This window comes from Janthinobacterium paucivorans, from assembly GCF_051380805.1.
GTDB lineage: Bacteria > Pseudomonadota > Gammaproteobacteria > Burkholderiales > Burkholderiaceae_D > Janthinobacterium > Janthinobacterium lividum_D.
In genome coordinates this window covers 92,355-106,372 of the sequence record NZ_JBNYXR010000015.1, presented here as the reverse complement: position 1 = coordinate 106,372, position 14,018 = coordinate 92,355, and the positions used below count along the sequence as shown (strand labels likewise).

Here is a 14,018-nt window from a genome sequence, read left to right as displayed (position 1 = left end):
TTCGTTAGTGGAAAAAAGGTCAGGCCAATATGGCGGCCAGGCGGCGCATCAAGCGCTCGATCGCCGCTGGACCATCGGCCAGCATCGCCACTTGCACGTTGATGGCGGCGCGGCGCGGCACGCGAAATTCGCACACCGTCATGCCGCGCGTCAGTTCGCCCGTCAATTCGATGGCCACGTGGGCGCTCTGGAACTGGAATAGCTGTGGCGCTTCCAGGTACAGGGCCACCACCGGGTCATACATGGGCATGGGCACGCAACCGTCGCTGCTGCGGATGCGCACATATGCTTCCAGGTAGCCGGCCAGAAGCTGTGCGCGCGGCGTGCCGATGGCGCGCAGGCGTTCCACTTCAGCGTTCGTCACCAGCAACTGGCGGCACAGGTTCAAGCCGAACATGCGCAGCGCAATGCCGGACTTGAACACCGCGCTGGCAGCTTCCGGGTCCGCATAGATATTGAATTCGGCCGCCGCCGTATGGTTACCCTGGTCGGTGGAGCCGCCCATCAGGATGATTTCGACGATTTTTTCCGCGATATCGGGCGCCTTGGCCAGCGCCGTGGCCAGGTTCGTCATCGGCGCGATGGCCATGATGGTGATCTGGCCAGGGTGGGCGCGCACGGCGGCGATCAGCGCGTCGACGGCGTGGCCCGGCGCATCCGTGGCTGCACCGGGCGGCAAAATATCTCCCGTGGTGGGCATGCCGCTGTCGCCGAGGATGCGCTGCGCCGTCTCGATAACGCCCGCCAGCGGTTCTTCGCAGCCCCGATAAATGGGCACCGTCAAAGCGTCATGGGCCTTGATGCGCAAGGCATTGTCATAGGTGATATCGACCGGCGCATTGCCCGCCACCACGCTCACGCCCAGCCACTCGATAGCGGGATTGCTGCCCAGCAGCAGCATCGTCAGCCAGTCGTCAAATCCGGGATCGGTATCGAGCCAGATCTTTTTCAAAGCTTGCGTCATCATCGTTTCCAGTCGGGTGGTAGGGGAACGCAGACGGCCATTAAGCCGCCAAACACAGGGCGCTGTCGGACGGCAGCACGAACGAGACCGCCGTGCCTTCGCGCCAGGCGGCGCTGCCAGCCGCGCAAATGCCCTTGACCTGGCCCAGCGGCGTTTGCAGCAGGTATTCGACGGTGTCGCCCAGGAAGCCGCGTGCCAGCACGGTGCCCGGATATTTGCCAGCCGCGTCGTCCGGCGCGCAGACGCGCACCTTGTCCGGACGCCAGCCCAGCACCGTCGTGCCGGAAGTCACCGGCGCCTTGTATGGCAAGCTGGCACCGGCGTGGTGCAACGCGCCATCGCGGTAATCGAACAGGTTTTCAAAACCCATGAAGTTGGCGACGAAGCGCGTCGAGGGCGTGTTGAAGACGGCTTCCGGCGCGGCCAATTGCTCGATGCGACCGCCGTGCATGACAACGATGCGGTCGGACAAGGCCAGCGCCTCTTCCTGATCATGCGTCACGTACAGCATGGTGATGCCCAGTTCGCGCTGGATGCGGCGCAATTCTGCGCGCATCTGCACGCGCAGCTTGGCGTCCAGGTTCGACAGCGGTTCATCGAGCAGCAGCAGGGCCGGTTCGACGACGATGGCGCGCGCCAGCGCCACGCGCTGCTGCTGGCCACCCGACATCTGTGCCGGCAAACGGGTTTCAAAACCGGTCAGTCCCACGGCGGCGATGACCGCTTCCACCTTGCTTTTCAACAAGGCTGGCGCGACCTTGCGCAGGCGCAAACCAAAAGCGATGTTGTCGTACACATTCAAATGCGGGAACAAGGCGTAGGACTGGAAGACCATGCCGATATTGCGCTTGTTCGGCGCCAGCTTGCCGATGTCGCGGCCATCGAGCACGATGCGGCCCGACTGCAGCGGCATCAGGCCGGCGATGGCGCGCATGGTGGTGGTCTTGCCGCAACCGCTGGGGCCCAGCAGGGAAATCAGTTCGCCCTGCTCGACGTGCAAGTCCAGGTCTTTTACGGACGTCGTATTCTTGGCGTAGCCGAGGTTCAGCTTGTGCAGTTCCAGATAACTCATCGTGTGTTGCCTCTTACATGTATTTTGAAATGCCCAGCACCTTCTCGGTCACCATCACGAAAACCATGGTGAACAAGACCAGCAAGGTCGACAGGGCAGCGATCGACGGATCGAAACTGTTTTCCATGTGCCCCAGCATCTCGATGGGCAAGGTGCTGATGCCCGGTCCCGTCAGGAACAGCGAGACGGGCACCTGGTTGAACGAGGTGACGAAGGCGAGGAAGAAGGCGGCGATCACGGCGTTGCGGATATTGGGCAGCACGATCATGAAGAACGCCCGCAATCGCGACGCGCCCAGGGTGATGGCCGCATCCTCGATATCCACGCGCAGGTTGACCAGGCTGGCGTACACCACGCGCACCGAATACGGAATCAACAACGCGATATGGCCGATCAGCAGGCCCACATACACGGGTGCGTTGATGCTCAGGACCAGGTGGTGCAGCAAGCCCAGGCCGACCAGGATGGCGGGGATGATCAGCGGCGACGTCAGTATCTGGCGGATGACGCTGATGCCAGGCGGCGGCATGCGCGAAAAAGCATAGGCGACGGGAATGCCCAGCAGCAGCGCGATGACAGTGGCGATCAGGCCGATCTCCAGGCTGGTCTGGAAGGCGCGGCGAAATTCGGGCGCCGACCATACTTCGACGATCCAGCGCAGCGAATACGACTCGGGCGGGAACGCCAGCGTTTCACCGCCGGAAAAACCGGCCAGCACGACGATGGCAAAAGGCCCCAGCAAGAACAAAAACACCAGCCACAGGACGGCGCGCGAAAACAGGCTTTCTTTCATACGGAGCTCCGGCTCGAGGAAATACGTTTAAGGCCGGCATTGACCAGCAGGGTCATGCAGACGAGGATGACGGCGATCACATTCGCGGCACCGAAATCGCTTTCCACGCTGACCTTCTGGTACAGCAAGGTTTCCAGCATCAGCACCTTGGTGCCGCCCAGCAGGGCCGGTGTGACATAGGCCGTCACGCAGCCCGTAAACACCAGGGTGCCGCCGACCACCAGGCCTTCCTGCGTCAGTGGCAGGGTGACCTTGCAAAACACTTGCCATGGATTGGCGCCCAGGGTGGCGGCTGCCGGTTCTACGTCGCGCGGCAAGTTTTCCAGTGCGCCAGCCAGCGACATCAGCATCAGCGGCAGCAGCAATTGCAGCAGGCCGACAAACACGGCGAACTCGCTGAACAGCAAACGCAGCGGCTCGTCCGTGAAGCCCAGGTTGACCAGCGCCGCGTTGAGGGCGCCATTGCGCCCCAGCAGTACGATCCAGGCATAGGTGCGCGCGATCGGCGAGACCATCAGCGGCAAGATCATCATGCCGACGACCAGGCCGCGCCACTTCGGCGACACGCGCGCCACGGCTTGCGCGGCCGGATAGCCGAGGACGATAGCGGCGAGCGTGACGAGCGCGGCGATGCGCAGCGTGCGCCAAAAGATGGTGCGGTTGAATTCCTGCGAGAAAAATTCAATGAAACGGTCGAAGCCCCATTGCATGCCGTCGCCGACGCGAAAGGCGTCGACCAGCAAGGCCAGCACGGGCAGCAGGAAGCAGACGACGATAAAGATCAGCGCCGGCAGGACCAGCAGCAGTCCCAGGCGCTTTTTTGGATCAGCAAACATGGTGTTTTCTCCTCGTCACCACTATTTGCTCATGGCCTTGTTCCACTGCGTCATCCAGCTGCTGCGCTGCTTGAGGACGGTTTCCGGCTTGACGAACTTCAGCGAATTGATCTGCTCGGCGCCATAGGTATTAAATTGGGCGGCCGCCACCGACAGGCGCACGTCCTTGTTGACGGGCGAATCGACCAGGTTGGTCGCCAGCTGCGTCTGCACTTCCTTGGAGAGCCAGAAATCCATCAACTGATACGCCAGGTCCGCATTCTTCGAGCCAGCCACGATGCCCATGACGTTCATGCCGGCCGCCTGGCCTTCGGCCGGGATGCTCCATTTCAGGGGCAGGCCCGTCTTGAGCATTTGCGACCAGGTAAAGCGCGCCACGGGCGCGGCCCAGATTTCATCCTGGGCGAACAGGGCAGCGAGCTGCGCGCTGTTTTTCGAGAACGTGACGACGTTGCCCTTCATGCCGACGATCTTGGCAAAACCGGTCGCGTAGTCGTCGGTCTTGCCGCCCCAGGCCGCATCGGCCATGCGCAGCATCAAGGGACCCTGCGTGGTGCTCACGTCAGGGAAAGCCACGCGGCCCTTCAGCTCGGGGCGCCACAGGTCTTTCCAGGACGTCAGCGGGGCGATCTTGTCGCTGCGGTACACCAGGCCCACCGAGTACAAGGTGTAGCCGACGGCGTAGTTGCCGCCGATGGGGTTTTTCGCCACATCATACAAGGCTTTGTAATTGCTCAGCTTGGAGTAATCCATGGGCTCGATCACGCCCTTTTGCGCCGCTTCCAGCATGCCGGAATCGGACAGCAGCACCAGGTCGATCACCGGGTTCTTGCTATGCACCACCAGCTTGGCGATGCGGTCCGCATTATTCCCCGTTTCCACCTTGATATCGCAAGCGCATTTGGCCTTGAACGGCTCGTACACATACTTCATGAACAAGGGCTGGGCAATCGGATAGGCCGAAATGACCAGCTCGCGTTTTTCCGCGTGGGCGGCGTTGGCCAGCAAGCCTAGGCTCAACGCCAACATGAGGTGCTTTTTCAAGATGCTTCCTTTCAGGGGACGGCGCTGCGGGACAACACCGGTAAAGATGAATCAGACTCAGAAATAATGTCGCATGCCGACGATCAGCACACTTTGCGTCTTGCCGCCGGACGCGCCGAAGCCGAAGACGCGGGCAAAGGTAGCATCGCCGGCCGCTTTCTGATAGCTCCAGGTGACGGCAACGTCGGTGCGCTTGGAGAGGAAATAATCGGCCTGGAAGTTGAGCTGATGCCATTTCGGCGTCTTGTTGATGACGTCGTATTTTCCGCTAGTAAAGAAATACGACGCGCCCAGGTTCAGCGCCTGCGTCAGCTTATGGTTCACGTTCAGGTCCACGTTTTGCAGAGTCAGATTGCTTTGATCCAGGTAGTGGTAGCGCACGTTGGTGTACAGCGCGCCAAACTTGGTCCTGCCCACATGATAAAAGCCTCCCGTGCCGGCGATGGCCTGGCTGTCCACGCCGGCGCCCTTGACGGCGCTTTTATTGAAGATCAACAGGGAACTGCCATAGTCATTGCCGATGGCGCCATTCGGCGCATCGGGGCTATTCGGGTGATACATCTTGGTATAGGCGACGGCCCAGCTGAAGGCATCGACCTTATAGCCGGCGCCCATGCTGTAGACGCGGTTGCGGTGGGAATCTTCCGGGTTCTCGCTGAAACCGTACAAGCCCGTGAACGACAAGTTGCTGATGTTCGGGCTGACATACTTGACGGCATTTTGCACGCGCAAGTTGTTGTAGCCGTTATCATTATCGCCGATGTGCACGCCGTTACTGGCGATGACCACCGGGCCCAGCAGATCCTTGACGGCTTCGTACTGGCGGCCCAGGGTCAGCGTTCCCTTGTCATCGCTCGACAGGCCCACATACGACTGGCGGCCGAACAAACGGCCGCTTTGCGCGGCCGTGCCCGTCATGACGTTAAAACCGTTTTCCAGCACGAAGACGGCCTTGCTGCCGTCGCCCAAGTCTTCCTGGCCGCGGAAACCGATGCGGGGATTTTGGTTCGTGCCGCTCAGCGCATGCGTACGGCTGCCAGTCCCCTCATCCGACACATAGCCGATACCGGCCGACAGCAAGCCATACACTTGCACGCTGCTTTGCGCTTGCGCCGCGCCCTGTACCGCCAGCAAGCCACCGAGCACCACCGTTCCCGTCATCCATTTGTTCATCGTCGCAGCCCTAAAAGAATACACCCTGAGTTTTTGGAATTATTTTGTGTCAGCGTCCCTTGCCTGGCGCACCGCCGCGAATGTCGCGAATGCAACTACCGCATGCCAGGCTCTGCTCCTGAATATTATTGCATTCAAGACAAGTAAGACCAGTCCAGAATATGGTAAATTGAGGGATAAGAAAATTTGTTTATTTTTATAAATCCATTACTTTTTTTAATAAGCCACGGCCATGCATGCGCTGAGCAAGAAGATTTCCTTACGACATTTGCAAGCATTTTCCACCCTAGCCCGTGTAAACAGCTTCAGCAAGGCCGCACAAGAATTGTGCGTGACCCAACCAGCGCTCAGCGCATCGATCAAGCTGCTGGAAAATCAGTTGGGAAAAAGGTTGTTTAATCGCACAACCCACCAGCTGGAATTGACGCGCGAAGGCAAGCTGGCGCTCGACTACGCCACGCATTTATTGAATACGGCAAGCAACACTTTTGCCGATATCCAACGCGCCATCGGCAGTGGCCGGCACCGCATCCGTATCGGCGCGATTCCGTCCGCCATGGCGATGACGGCCGTCGTGGTGGCGCACTACAACGAGCAGCATGGCGATGAAGTGGAAATCGTTCTGTCCGACATGCCCAATGACGGCTTGCTGCAGGCGCTGCATTCGGGCCAGCTGGACTTTTGCGTCGGTATCGAGGTGCCCGGTTCCATCTCGCTGGAAAGCGTGGGCTTGTTCGAAGACGAGCTGGTGCTGGTGACGGCGCGACGCCATGCACTGGCGCCGCTCAAGGAAGTGCGCTGGGAGCAACTGGCGGGACAGGAAATCGTCGTCTTTACCAAGGGCAGCATCTGGGAGTTCGCCTCGAGCGCGCTGCGCCAGCACGGCTTGAGCCCGTCGAGCCTATACCAAATGATACACAGCGAGTCGCTGTACGGCGTGGTGCGCGCCGGCATCGCCGTAGGCATCATGCCCAGCCTGTACACGACTTTCCTCAACGACGACGATCTGCATGTGGCGCCTTTGCGCCACCCCACCTGCAAGCGCAAGATCGCCTTGATGCGGCGCAATGAAATCAGCCGCAACCACCATGTCGACGACTGCTTTTCTGCCCTGCGGCAGGATTTGCAGCAGGTCGACCAGTGGTTTTGATTATCACCGCCGGGGTCAGCCCCCCACTCACGTCGACGCCTGCTCAGGCGCTAGTGGTGGAGAGGGTCTGACCCCAGCCTTGGCGATTACTGCGGTGCCTTGAGCAAATTGGCCAGCGCCACATACTGCTCCAGCCCCACGGTTTCCGGACGCTTGGTCGGGTCGATCCCGGCCGCCTTGATCTGCTCTTCCGTAAACATGCCGGCCAGGCAGTTGCGGATCACCTTGCGGCGCTGCGAGAAGGCCTTCATGACCACCGCTTCCAGGGTCGCCTGGTCGCAAGCCAGACGTTCGACCACGGGGATCATGCGCACGATGGCCGATTCCACTTTCGGCGGCGGGTCAAACGCCGTCGGTGGCACGATGAACAGCAGCGACATGGTATAGCGCCATTGCAGCATCACGGACAAACGGCCATACGCCTTGCTGCCCGGTTCTGCCACCATGCGTTCGACGACTTCCTTTTGCAGCATGAAGTGCTGGTCTTTCACCAGCGGCGCGAAGTCCGCCAGGTGGAACAGTAGCGGGCTGGAAATGTTATACGGCAAATTACCCACGATGCGCAGTTTCTGGCCGGCCGGCACGGGAATCTGCGCGAAATCAAACTTCAGCGCATCGCCCGAGTGGATCGTCAGCTTGGCCGGATTGAAGGTTTTTTCCAGGCGTACGATCAGGTCGCGGTCCAGCTCGACTACATGCATCTGTGTCAGGTGGCGCAGCAACTGCTCCGTCATGGCGCCCAGGCCGGGGCCAATTTCGACCATGGCATCGTCCGCCTGCGGCGCGATGGCTGCCGTGATGTCGTTGAGGACGAAGCGGTCATGCAGGAAGTTCTGGCCAAAGCGTTTGCGGGCAACGTGTTTCATCATGTGTTTTCTATCAATGCGGTAAAGCCGGCACAGGCCGGCGGGATCGGTTGAGCAAGCAGCGTCGGGTTACGCCGTGCCGGCTAACCCGACCTACGCTCTATGCTCTGGTCGTGGTGCTGGCGCGCAGCATGTCGAGCGCCGTTTGCAGCGCTTGTTCCATGCTGTGGCAATCGGCCAGCCCCAGCCCTTGCGCGGCCAGGTCCAGCGCCGTGCCGTGGTCGACCGAGGTGCGGATCAGTGGCAAACCCAGGGTGATATTGATGCCGCGCCCGAAGGTCGCGTATTTCAGCACGGGCAAGCCCTGGTCATGGTACATGGCCAGCACGCAGTCGGCGTCGGCCAGGTATTTGTGCTGGAACAAGGTATCGGCCGGATACGGCCCCCGCGCATCGATGCCGCGCGCTTGCGCCGCGGCGATCGCCGGGATGATGACATCGATTTCCTCGCGTCCCAGATAACCGCCCTCGCCCGCATGCGGGTTCAGGCCGGTAAGCAAAATACGCGGCGCGGCGATGCCGAATTTCTGTTGCAAGTCCGCCTGGACGATATCGAGGGTGGCGGCCAGGCTATCCATGGTGATGGCAGCAGACACGTCCTTCAATGGCAGGTGCGTGGTCGCCAGTGCCACGCGCAAGGTCGGTTCGCCATGCCCGGGTTCGCCGGCCAGCATCATCACCACTTGCGCTGTGTTGGTTTTTTCTGCCAGGTATTCCGTATGACCGGAAAAGGCCACGCCGGCGTCGTTGATCGTGCTCTTTTGCAAGGGCGCAGTCACCATGGCGCCAAACCAGCCGGCGGCAATGCCTTCCAAGGCCGCGTCCAGAGTCGCGAGCACGGAACGCCCATTTTCCTTGTCGAGCACGCCAGGGGTGACGTTATTGACGGTAGGAATGTCGATCACGGCCAGGCGGCCGGGGCCGAACTGCGGCAGGCCGCTGTTGCGCACGGCTTGCAGCGACAGCGCCGCCAGGCGGATCTCGGGGTCGATCAGGCTGGCCGTCAGCGCCAGGTAGGCCGCGTCACCGAGCAAGATGCAGTTGACCTCGTGCCGCCTGGCCCAGGCGGCGCGGATCGAGATTTCGGGGCCGACACCGGCCGGTTCGCCGCAGGTAATCGCGATGGCCGGGCGGCGTGCTGGGGGCAAGTTACTCATGTGCAAATAGTGGGCAGCATTACTGGTCGTCCGCGCGGAATTCGACGTAAGCACGGTCGCGTACTTCGCGCGCCCAGTTTTCCGTCGCTTCTTCCAGCTTGCGTTCGCGCAAGGCGTTGCGCGCGGCGCTGCGCTGCTTCTCTTTCGAGACGTCGTCGCTCTTGCGTTCCAGCACTTCGATCAGATGCAAGCCAAAGCTCGATTCGATCGGCTCGCTCACTTGCCCCGGTTTCAGCGCATTCATCGCCGTTTCAAATTCTGGTACGGTGTCGCCCGGATACAGCCAGCCCAGGTCGCCGCCCTTGGCCGCCGAACCGTCATTCGAGAACAAACGCGCCAGGTCTTCGAACTTGGCGGCCTTGTTATCGAGACGCTCTTTTAATTCCGACAATTTGCGCTTGGCTTCGGCAGCCGACAAGGTCGGCGTAATTTTCAGCAAAATATGACGGGCACGCGTCTGCTGCACGGCAGCGACGGCTTGCGCCTCGGCTGCACTACGGCGATCCGTCAGTTTGAGGATGTGGAAGCCGCTGTTGCTCTTGATGATGGGCGTGATCTGGCCCGGCTTCAATTTCATCAACTGTTCCGTGAACAGGGGCGGCAAGCGGTCGCTCTGGCGCCAGCCGATATCGCCGCCGCTCAGTGCATCGCTAGCGTCCGAATAAGTGGCTGCCATCTTGGAAAAATCGGCGCCCGTGCGCAACTGGCGGCTGACTTCTTCGGCGCGCGCGCGGCGCGCGGCGATCTGTTCGGGGCTGGAGTTTTCCGGAATGCGCACGAGAATCTGCGCCAGGTTCAGCTCGACCTGTTCGCTGGCCGCCGCTTTTTCCGCTTCCAGGAAGTTATCCACTTCGGAATCGGAGATCTGGATCTTGGCGTCGACTTCATGCTCGCGCAAGCGCTGCATGATGATTTCATCACGGATTTCTTCGCGGAAGGCTGCAAACGGCGTGCCTTCTTTTTCCATCTGGTTGCGCAGCTCTTGCACCGTCATCTTTTGCTGTTCCGCAATACGACCGATCGCGCGGTCCAGGGTCAGGTCATCCACGCGCACGCCCATTTCCTTGGCCAGCTGCATCTGCGCGCGTTCAACAATCATGCGCTCCAGCAATTGACGACGCAGGTCGGCAGGATCAGGCAAAGGCACATTCTGCGCCTTCATGCGCTGCTGCACGCTCTTGATACGCGCCGCCACTTCATTGCGCGTAATCACATCGTCATTGACGACGACGGCGATGGAGTCGATGCTCTGGCCACTGCTCGAGGCGGGGGGCGTGAAGCCCTTGGCCGGTGCAGGTGCGGGTGCGACCACTGCGGCTGCGGCAGCGGCAGCGGGCTTGGCCGCAGGAGCTGGCGCAGCCTGTTGCGCCCAGACACTACTAGTCGTGGCGCCGGAAATGGCGCACAACAAAACCGTTGCAATTTTGAATTGGTGCATACTGGCATTACGCATAATGTGTAGAGCGCTCATGAGTTCAGGTGAATAAAAAAACCGGTTTGTGCCAGCGCCGGGAACACCGGCGGCGGCAACGGTGCCTATCTTAACGGAGTGGCTGGCTCAGTGTCTGGTAGCCAGGGATGGTTTTGGTAAAAGTTTCCAGGCCATTCGCTCCCAGGCCCAGGCCATTCGACAAGCCCGTCAATTCCAGCTGGAAGAAGATCGGCGTCGAGACAGTCTTGTTCGTCGTCACGAAACGCTGCGCGCCCATGCGGAACACCCAGCAGTCGCCCTTGTATTCCAGACCGACCAGGCTTTCCAGCATGCTACGGTCCTTCACGGAGTAACTGATGCGGCCCACGCTATACAGACGGTCCGTCAACGGCCATTGCGTCGAGATCTCGACATTACGCAGGGCGTCGCGCTGAAAACGATTGCTAAAATTCAATACTTTCTTTGCACCGGGCTGATATTGCAAGGTGTACGAAGAGCTCATCAGGCGGCGGTCGCTGGGATTGTACTGCACCAGGCTATCCACGGTCCAAGTGTCGGACACGCGGCCCGTTGCGGCCAGCAAGATATCCGAACGCGACTGGTTAACCGGCGTGGCCGATGTGAGCTGCACGCGCTGGTCGGCAAAGTAGAAACGCTGGCCGAAGGTCAGGCGCATGCGCTCCGTGCCGTCCGTCTGCAGGAAGCGCGATACCAAGGCGGCAGTGACTTGATTGGCATCGCCGATGCGGTCGCTGCCGACGAAACGGTTTTCCGTGAAAATCTGTGTCAGGTTGAACGTCCCGGCGGCCGTATCGAAACTCGGGAACTGCGACTGGTCGCGGTACGGCGTGTAGACGTAGAACAGGCGCGGCTCCAGGGTTTGCGTGCCGCCCTTGGCGCCAAACAGATGCGTATCGCGTTCGAACACCAGGCCGCTGTCGACCGAAAAGGTGGGCACGGCGCGCGTCAACGACGTATCCGGGAAAAGTGGCTTGCTCCCGGCATGGTTGTCGAGTTGGTACGCGCTGGCATTGAGCATCAGCTTGGGCGTGATGAAATAGCCAGGACGCAGGATGGGGAAACTCAGCTGCGGCACGGCCACGAGACGCGACCCTTGCACCTGTGTCGGGTGCGCGAAGCGCGTCGCTTCCGCATCGAAGGTCCAGTCGAAGCCGCCCCAGACGTCGTATTTGCCAGCGTGAAAGTTCAGCGCGGGCAAACGGTCATACGGCCGCGTCACGCTCAGGCTGGGATTATTGATGGCATCGGGATCTTGCAGCACCTGATAATTTTGCACGCGCGCCGTCAAGCTCCAGTCCTCGGTGCGGTAATCGGTGCGCAATTCGCGCAGCAACTGACGCTCGGTGGCGGTGGCGACGGTTTTCGAAAAATCGTTCGGGTAATTATTGTCGGACGCCTCACGCAGATCCCAGCTGTAAGTCCAGCCCTTGGCCAGCGCCTGCTCGTGCTTGGACTTGATCATGTAGCGATTGGACTTGGTTTGCTTGTCATTAGGCAAGAACTCAAACGACGTTGCGCCCTGGTACAGGCCTGCATCCGTCTCGCCCATGTAGCGGCCCGTTGCACCGAGCTGGATGCCGCGCCGCTGTATGTAGCGCGGGTACAACGTCAGGTCACGGTTCGGCGCGATGTTCAGGTAATACGGCATCAGCAGCTCGAAACCATTCTTCGAAGCAAAGCCCGGCGTAGGCGCCAGCCAGCCCGAGCGGCGCGCGCCCGACAAGGAAAACGAGATGCCCGGCGTGCCCAGGATCGGCACGTCCTTGAAATAGATGATGGTCTTGCTGCCGGTACCCACGTCGCGGCCCGTATCGAGGTTCAAGGTACTCGATTTCAAGTACCAGTCCGGATTCGGCCCTTCGCACGTGCTGTACGTGCCGTCGATGACATTGGCTTCATCGGGATTGATGAAGTCGATGCGCTCGGCCTTGCCCCGCCCGCCACCGGCGTCAAAGCGGTACGTCGGGTTGAGCAAGAAACCCTTGCCGGTCTCCATGTTCAGCTTCAAGACGTCACCGGTGTAGTAATCGCCGAAACGCCACATCTTGATATGGCCCTCGGCGTCGAACTGATCTTCAACTTGTTTGTAACAAGCTGTGTCGGCCGTCATTTTTGTGGTTTTTCCCCGCTCAATCACGACATTCTGATCGAGATTGATCTCCCTTTCGGGCCGTCCGTTCATGCTGTTTGCCGTCATGACGGTGGGCGCGTCGGGATCTTCCACATGAACCGTACGCGGTGCTTTCTGGGCGTGAACGGGCACCGTCGTGGCGGCGACGAGCGCGCTGATGGCGAAAGCCCAGCGCTGCGAAGGGGGGGAGGCCGAAAACCAGCTCATGAATTGGAAGGGGCAAGCACCATTGAGAGGCGATTTTTTAATTTGAATCCCTTATTATATGGGAATCTGCATCATCAACCCGATTCCACAGGCCGCTTAATGTCATTCTCTTCCAATTCCTCCACCGCGCCGGCCCAGGCCGACGCTCGCCTGACCCTGTTGAAAGCCTGGTTAAGCTCGCTTAACCTCGTCGCGCCCGAGTCCGCCCGCCCCGCTTCCAGCGATGCCAGCTTCCGCCGCTACTACCGTTTTGATAAGCTGGCTGGCAATGCAACCTTGCCAGGCAGTACACTGATTGCCATGGATGCGCCGCCCGAGCGCGAAAACGTGGCGGCCTTCGTCAAGGTGGCCGGCTTGCTGAAAGGCGCCGGCGTGTCCGTGCCCGAGATCATCGCGCAAGACCTGGACAACGGCTTCCTGCTGCTTTCCGACCTGGGCACGAGCACGTATCTCGATGCACTCAATCACGACAACGCCAGCGTGCTGTATGCCGAAGCGCTCGAGTCGCTGATGAAAATTCAGCTGGCCAGCCAACCCGACGTGCTGCCCGAGTTCGACCGCGCCTTCATCCTGCGCGAAATGAACTTGTTCCCGGAATGGTTCATCGGCAAGCATCTGGGTGCAACCTTAACGGATGTGCAACAAACCCAGCTGGACAAAGTCTTCGAGGCCATCACGGCAAATATTTTGTCGCAACAACAAGTATTCATGCACCGCGACTACCATTCGCGCAACTTGATGCACATCAACGATGGTTCGATCGCCAATCCCGGCATCCTCGATTTCCAGGACGCCGTCTTCGGTCCCGTCACCTATGACATCGCCTCGCTGCTGCGCGACGCCTACATTCAGTGGGATGAAGAGCTGGTGCTCGACTGGGTCATCCGCTACTGGCAGCGCGCCAAGCAACTGGGTTTGCCAGTCAATCCCGACATCGATGCCTTTTACCGCGATTTCGAATTCACGGCCCTGCAACGCCACCTGAAAATGCTCGGCCTGTTTGTGCGCCTCAATTACCGCGACGGCAAGGATCTGTACATGGGCGACCTGCCAACCGTGCTCGACTACGTGCGCAAGACGGCCAACCGCTACACGGAACTCAAGCCGCTGGTGCGCCTGCTGGACGCGCTGGAAAACAAGACGCCGCAAGTCGGCTACACTTTCTGAGGACAC

General features: G+C 60.3%; 12 protein-coding genes. 2 read left to right on the top strand and 10 right to left on the bottom strand.

Annotated features, from left to right (window positions below):
- Positions 1-19: 19 nt before the first annotated feature.
- Genes ACQ4V8_RS17495 through ACQ4V8_RS17470 form a run of 6 tightly spaced genes read right to left on the bottom strand, consistent with a single transcriptional unit; the run spans position 20 to position 5,882 of the window.
- Complete coding sequence (locus ACQ4V8_RS17495) at positions 20-967, bottom strand: nucleoside hydrolase (protein WP_261980841.1); 948 nt, start codon at positions 965-967, stop codon at positions 20-22.
- Positions 968-1,004: 37 nt separating this feature from the next.
- The gene (locus tag ACQ4V8_RS17490) at positions 1,005-2,036 is read right to left on the bottom strand and encodes an ABC transporter ATP-binding protein (protein WP_436571918.1); all 1,032 of its coding nucleotides are present in this window, start codon (positions 2,034-2,036) and stop codon (positions 1,005-1,007) included.
- A 13-nt stretch (positions 2,037-2,049) separates the two neighbouring features.
- A complete protein-coding gene (locus ACQ4V8_RS17485; protein WP_010401788.1) occupies positions 2,050-2,829 on the bottom strand; it encodes an ABC transporter permease in 780 nt (259 codons plus the stop codon).
- Positions 2,826-3,665: an ABC transporter permease gene (locus tag ACQ4V8_RS17480; RefSeq protein ID WP_196855660.1), complete on the bottom strand. Its 840-nt coding sequence runs from the start codon at positions 3,663-3,665 to the stop codon at positions 2,826-2,828. The genes ACQ4V8_RS17485 and ACQ4V8_RS17480 overlap by 4 nt, the downstream gene beginning before the upstream one ends.
- Positions 3,666-3,686: 21 nt before the next feature.
- The gene (locus ACQ4V8_RS17475; RefSeq protein WP_029496715.1) at positions 3,687-4,709 is read right to left on the bottom strand and encodes an ABC transporter substrate-binding protein; all 1,023 of its coding nucleotides are present in this window, start codon (positions 4,707-4,709) and stop codon (positions 3,687-3,689) included.
- Between the two features lie 57 nt (positions 4,710-4,766).
- Entirely contained in the window at positions 4,767-5,882 is a 1,116-nt protein-coding gene (locus ACQ4V8_RS17470; RefSeq protein ID WP_436571917.1) for a porin, read from the bottom strand.
- Between the two features lie 232 nt (positions 5,883-6,114).
- Here ACQ4V8_RS17470 and ACQ4V8_RS17465 point away from each other — a divergent pair, with 232 nt between their 5' ends.
- Entirely contained in the window at positions 6,115-7,032 is a 918-nt protein-coding gene (locus ACQ4V8_RS17465; protein WP_010401793.1) for a LysR family transcriptional regulator, read from the top strand.
- A gap of 86 nt (positions 7,033-7,118) precedes the next feature.
- Here the strand turns inward: ACQ4V8_RS17465 and rsmA are convergent, their stop codons facing one another.
- The 4 genes from rsmA to ACQ4V8_RS17445 all read right to left on the bottom strand — a co-directional run bounded on the left by rsmA (position 7,119) and on the right by ACQ4V8_RS17445 (position 12,845).
- On the bottom strand, positions 7,119-7,898 hold the full coding sequence (gene rsmA, locus ACQ4V8_RS17460; RefSeq protein ID WP_010401794.1) for a 16S rRNA (adenine(1518)-N(6)/adenine(1519)-N(6))-dimethyltransferase RsmA: 780 nt from the start codon (positions 7,896-7,898) through the stop codon (positions 7,119-7,121).
- A 100-nt stretch (positions 7,899-7,998) separates the two neighbouring features.
- On the bottom strand, positions 7,999-9,054 hold the full coding sequence (pdxA, locus tag ACQ4V8_RS17455) for a 4-hydroxythreonine-4-phosphate dehydrogenase PdxA (protein WP_070346097.1): 1,056 nt from the start codon (positions 9,052-9,054) through the stop codon (positions 7,999-8,001).
- A gap of 19 nt (positions 9,055-9,073) precedes the next feature.
- A complete protein-coding gene (locus ACQ4V8_RS17450) occupies positions 9,074-10,492 on the bottom strand; it encodes a peptidylprolyl isomerase (protein ID WP_128089132.1) in 1,419 nt (472 codons plus the stop codon).
- A 103-nt stretch (positions 10,493-10,595) separates the two neighbouring features.
- Entirely contained in the window at positions 10,596-12,845 is a 2,250-nt protein-coding gene (locus tag ACQ4V8_RS17445) for an LPS-assembly protein LptD (RefSeq protein WP_070346096.1), read from the bottom strand.
- A 99-nt stretch (positions 12,846-12,944) separates the two neighbouring features.
- Here ACQ4V8_RS17445 and ACQ4V8_RS17440 point away from each other — a divergent pair, with 99 nt between their 5' ends.
- Positions 12,945-14,012 carry an aminoglycoside phosphotransferase family protein gene (locus tag ACQ4V8_RS17440; RefSeq protein ID WP_010401802.1) on the top strand — a complete coding sequence of 356 codons (1,068 nt, stop codon included), beginning with the start codon at positions 12,945-12,947 and terminating at the stop codon, positions 14,010-14,012.
- Positions 14,013-14,018 lie beyond the last annotated feature (6 nt).

Excerpts from the sequence above, each read along its gene's own strand:
- ACQ4V8_RS17440 (WP_010401802.1), top strand. The coding sequence starts at position 12,945 with ATGTCATTCTCTTCCAATTCCTCCACCGCGCCGGCCCAGGCCGACGCT.
- ACQ4V8_RS17480 (WP_196855660.1), bottom strand. The coding sequence starts at position 3,665 with ATGTTTGCTGATCCAAAAAAGCGCCTGGGACTGCTGCTGGTCCTGCCG.
- ACQ4V8_RS17490 (WP_436571918.1), bottom strand. The coding sequence starts at position 2,036 with ATGAGTTATCTGGAACTGCACAAGCTGAACCTCGGCTACGCCAAGAAT.
- ACQ4V8_RS17470 (WP_436571917.1), bottom strand. The coding sequence starts at position 5,882 with ATGAACAAATGGATGACGGGAACGGTGGTGCTCGGTGGCTTGCTGGCG.
- ACQ4V8_RS17445 (WP_070346096.1), bottom strand. The coding sequence starts at position 12,845 with ATGAGCTGGTTTTCGGCCTCCCCCCCTTCGCAGCGCTGGGCTTTCGCC.
- ACQ4V8_RS17495 (WP_261980841.1), bottom strand. The coding sequence starts at position 967 with ATGATGACGCAAGCTTTGAAAAAGATCTGGCTCGATACCGATCCCGGA.
- ACQ4V8_RS17465 (WP_010401793.1), top strand. The coding sequence starts at position 6,115 with ATGCATGCGCTGAGCAAGAAGATTTCCTTACGACATTTGCAAGCATTT.
- rsmA (WP_010401794.1), bottom strand. The coding sequence starts at position 7,898 with ATGAAACACGTTGCCCGCAAACGCTTTGGCCAGAACTTCCTGCATGAC.
- ACQ4V8_RS17450 (WP_128089132.1), bottom strand. The coding sequence starts at position 10,492 with ATGCACCAATTCAAAATTGCAACGGTTTTGTTGTGCGCCATTTCCGGC.
- ACQ4V8_RS17485 (WP_010401788.1), bottom strand. The coding sequence starts at position 2,829 with ATGAAAGAAAGCCTGTTTTCGCGCGCCGTCCTGTGGCTGGTGTTTTTG.
- pdxA (WP_070346097.1), bottom strand. The coding sequence starts at position 9,054 with ATGAGTAACTTGCCCCCAGCACGCCGCCCGGCCATCGCGATTACCTGC.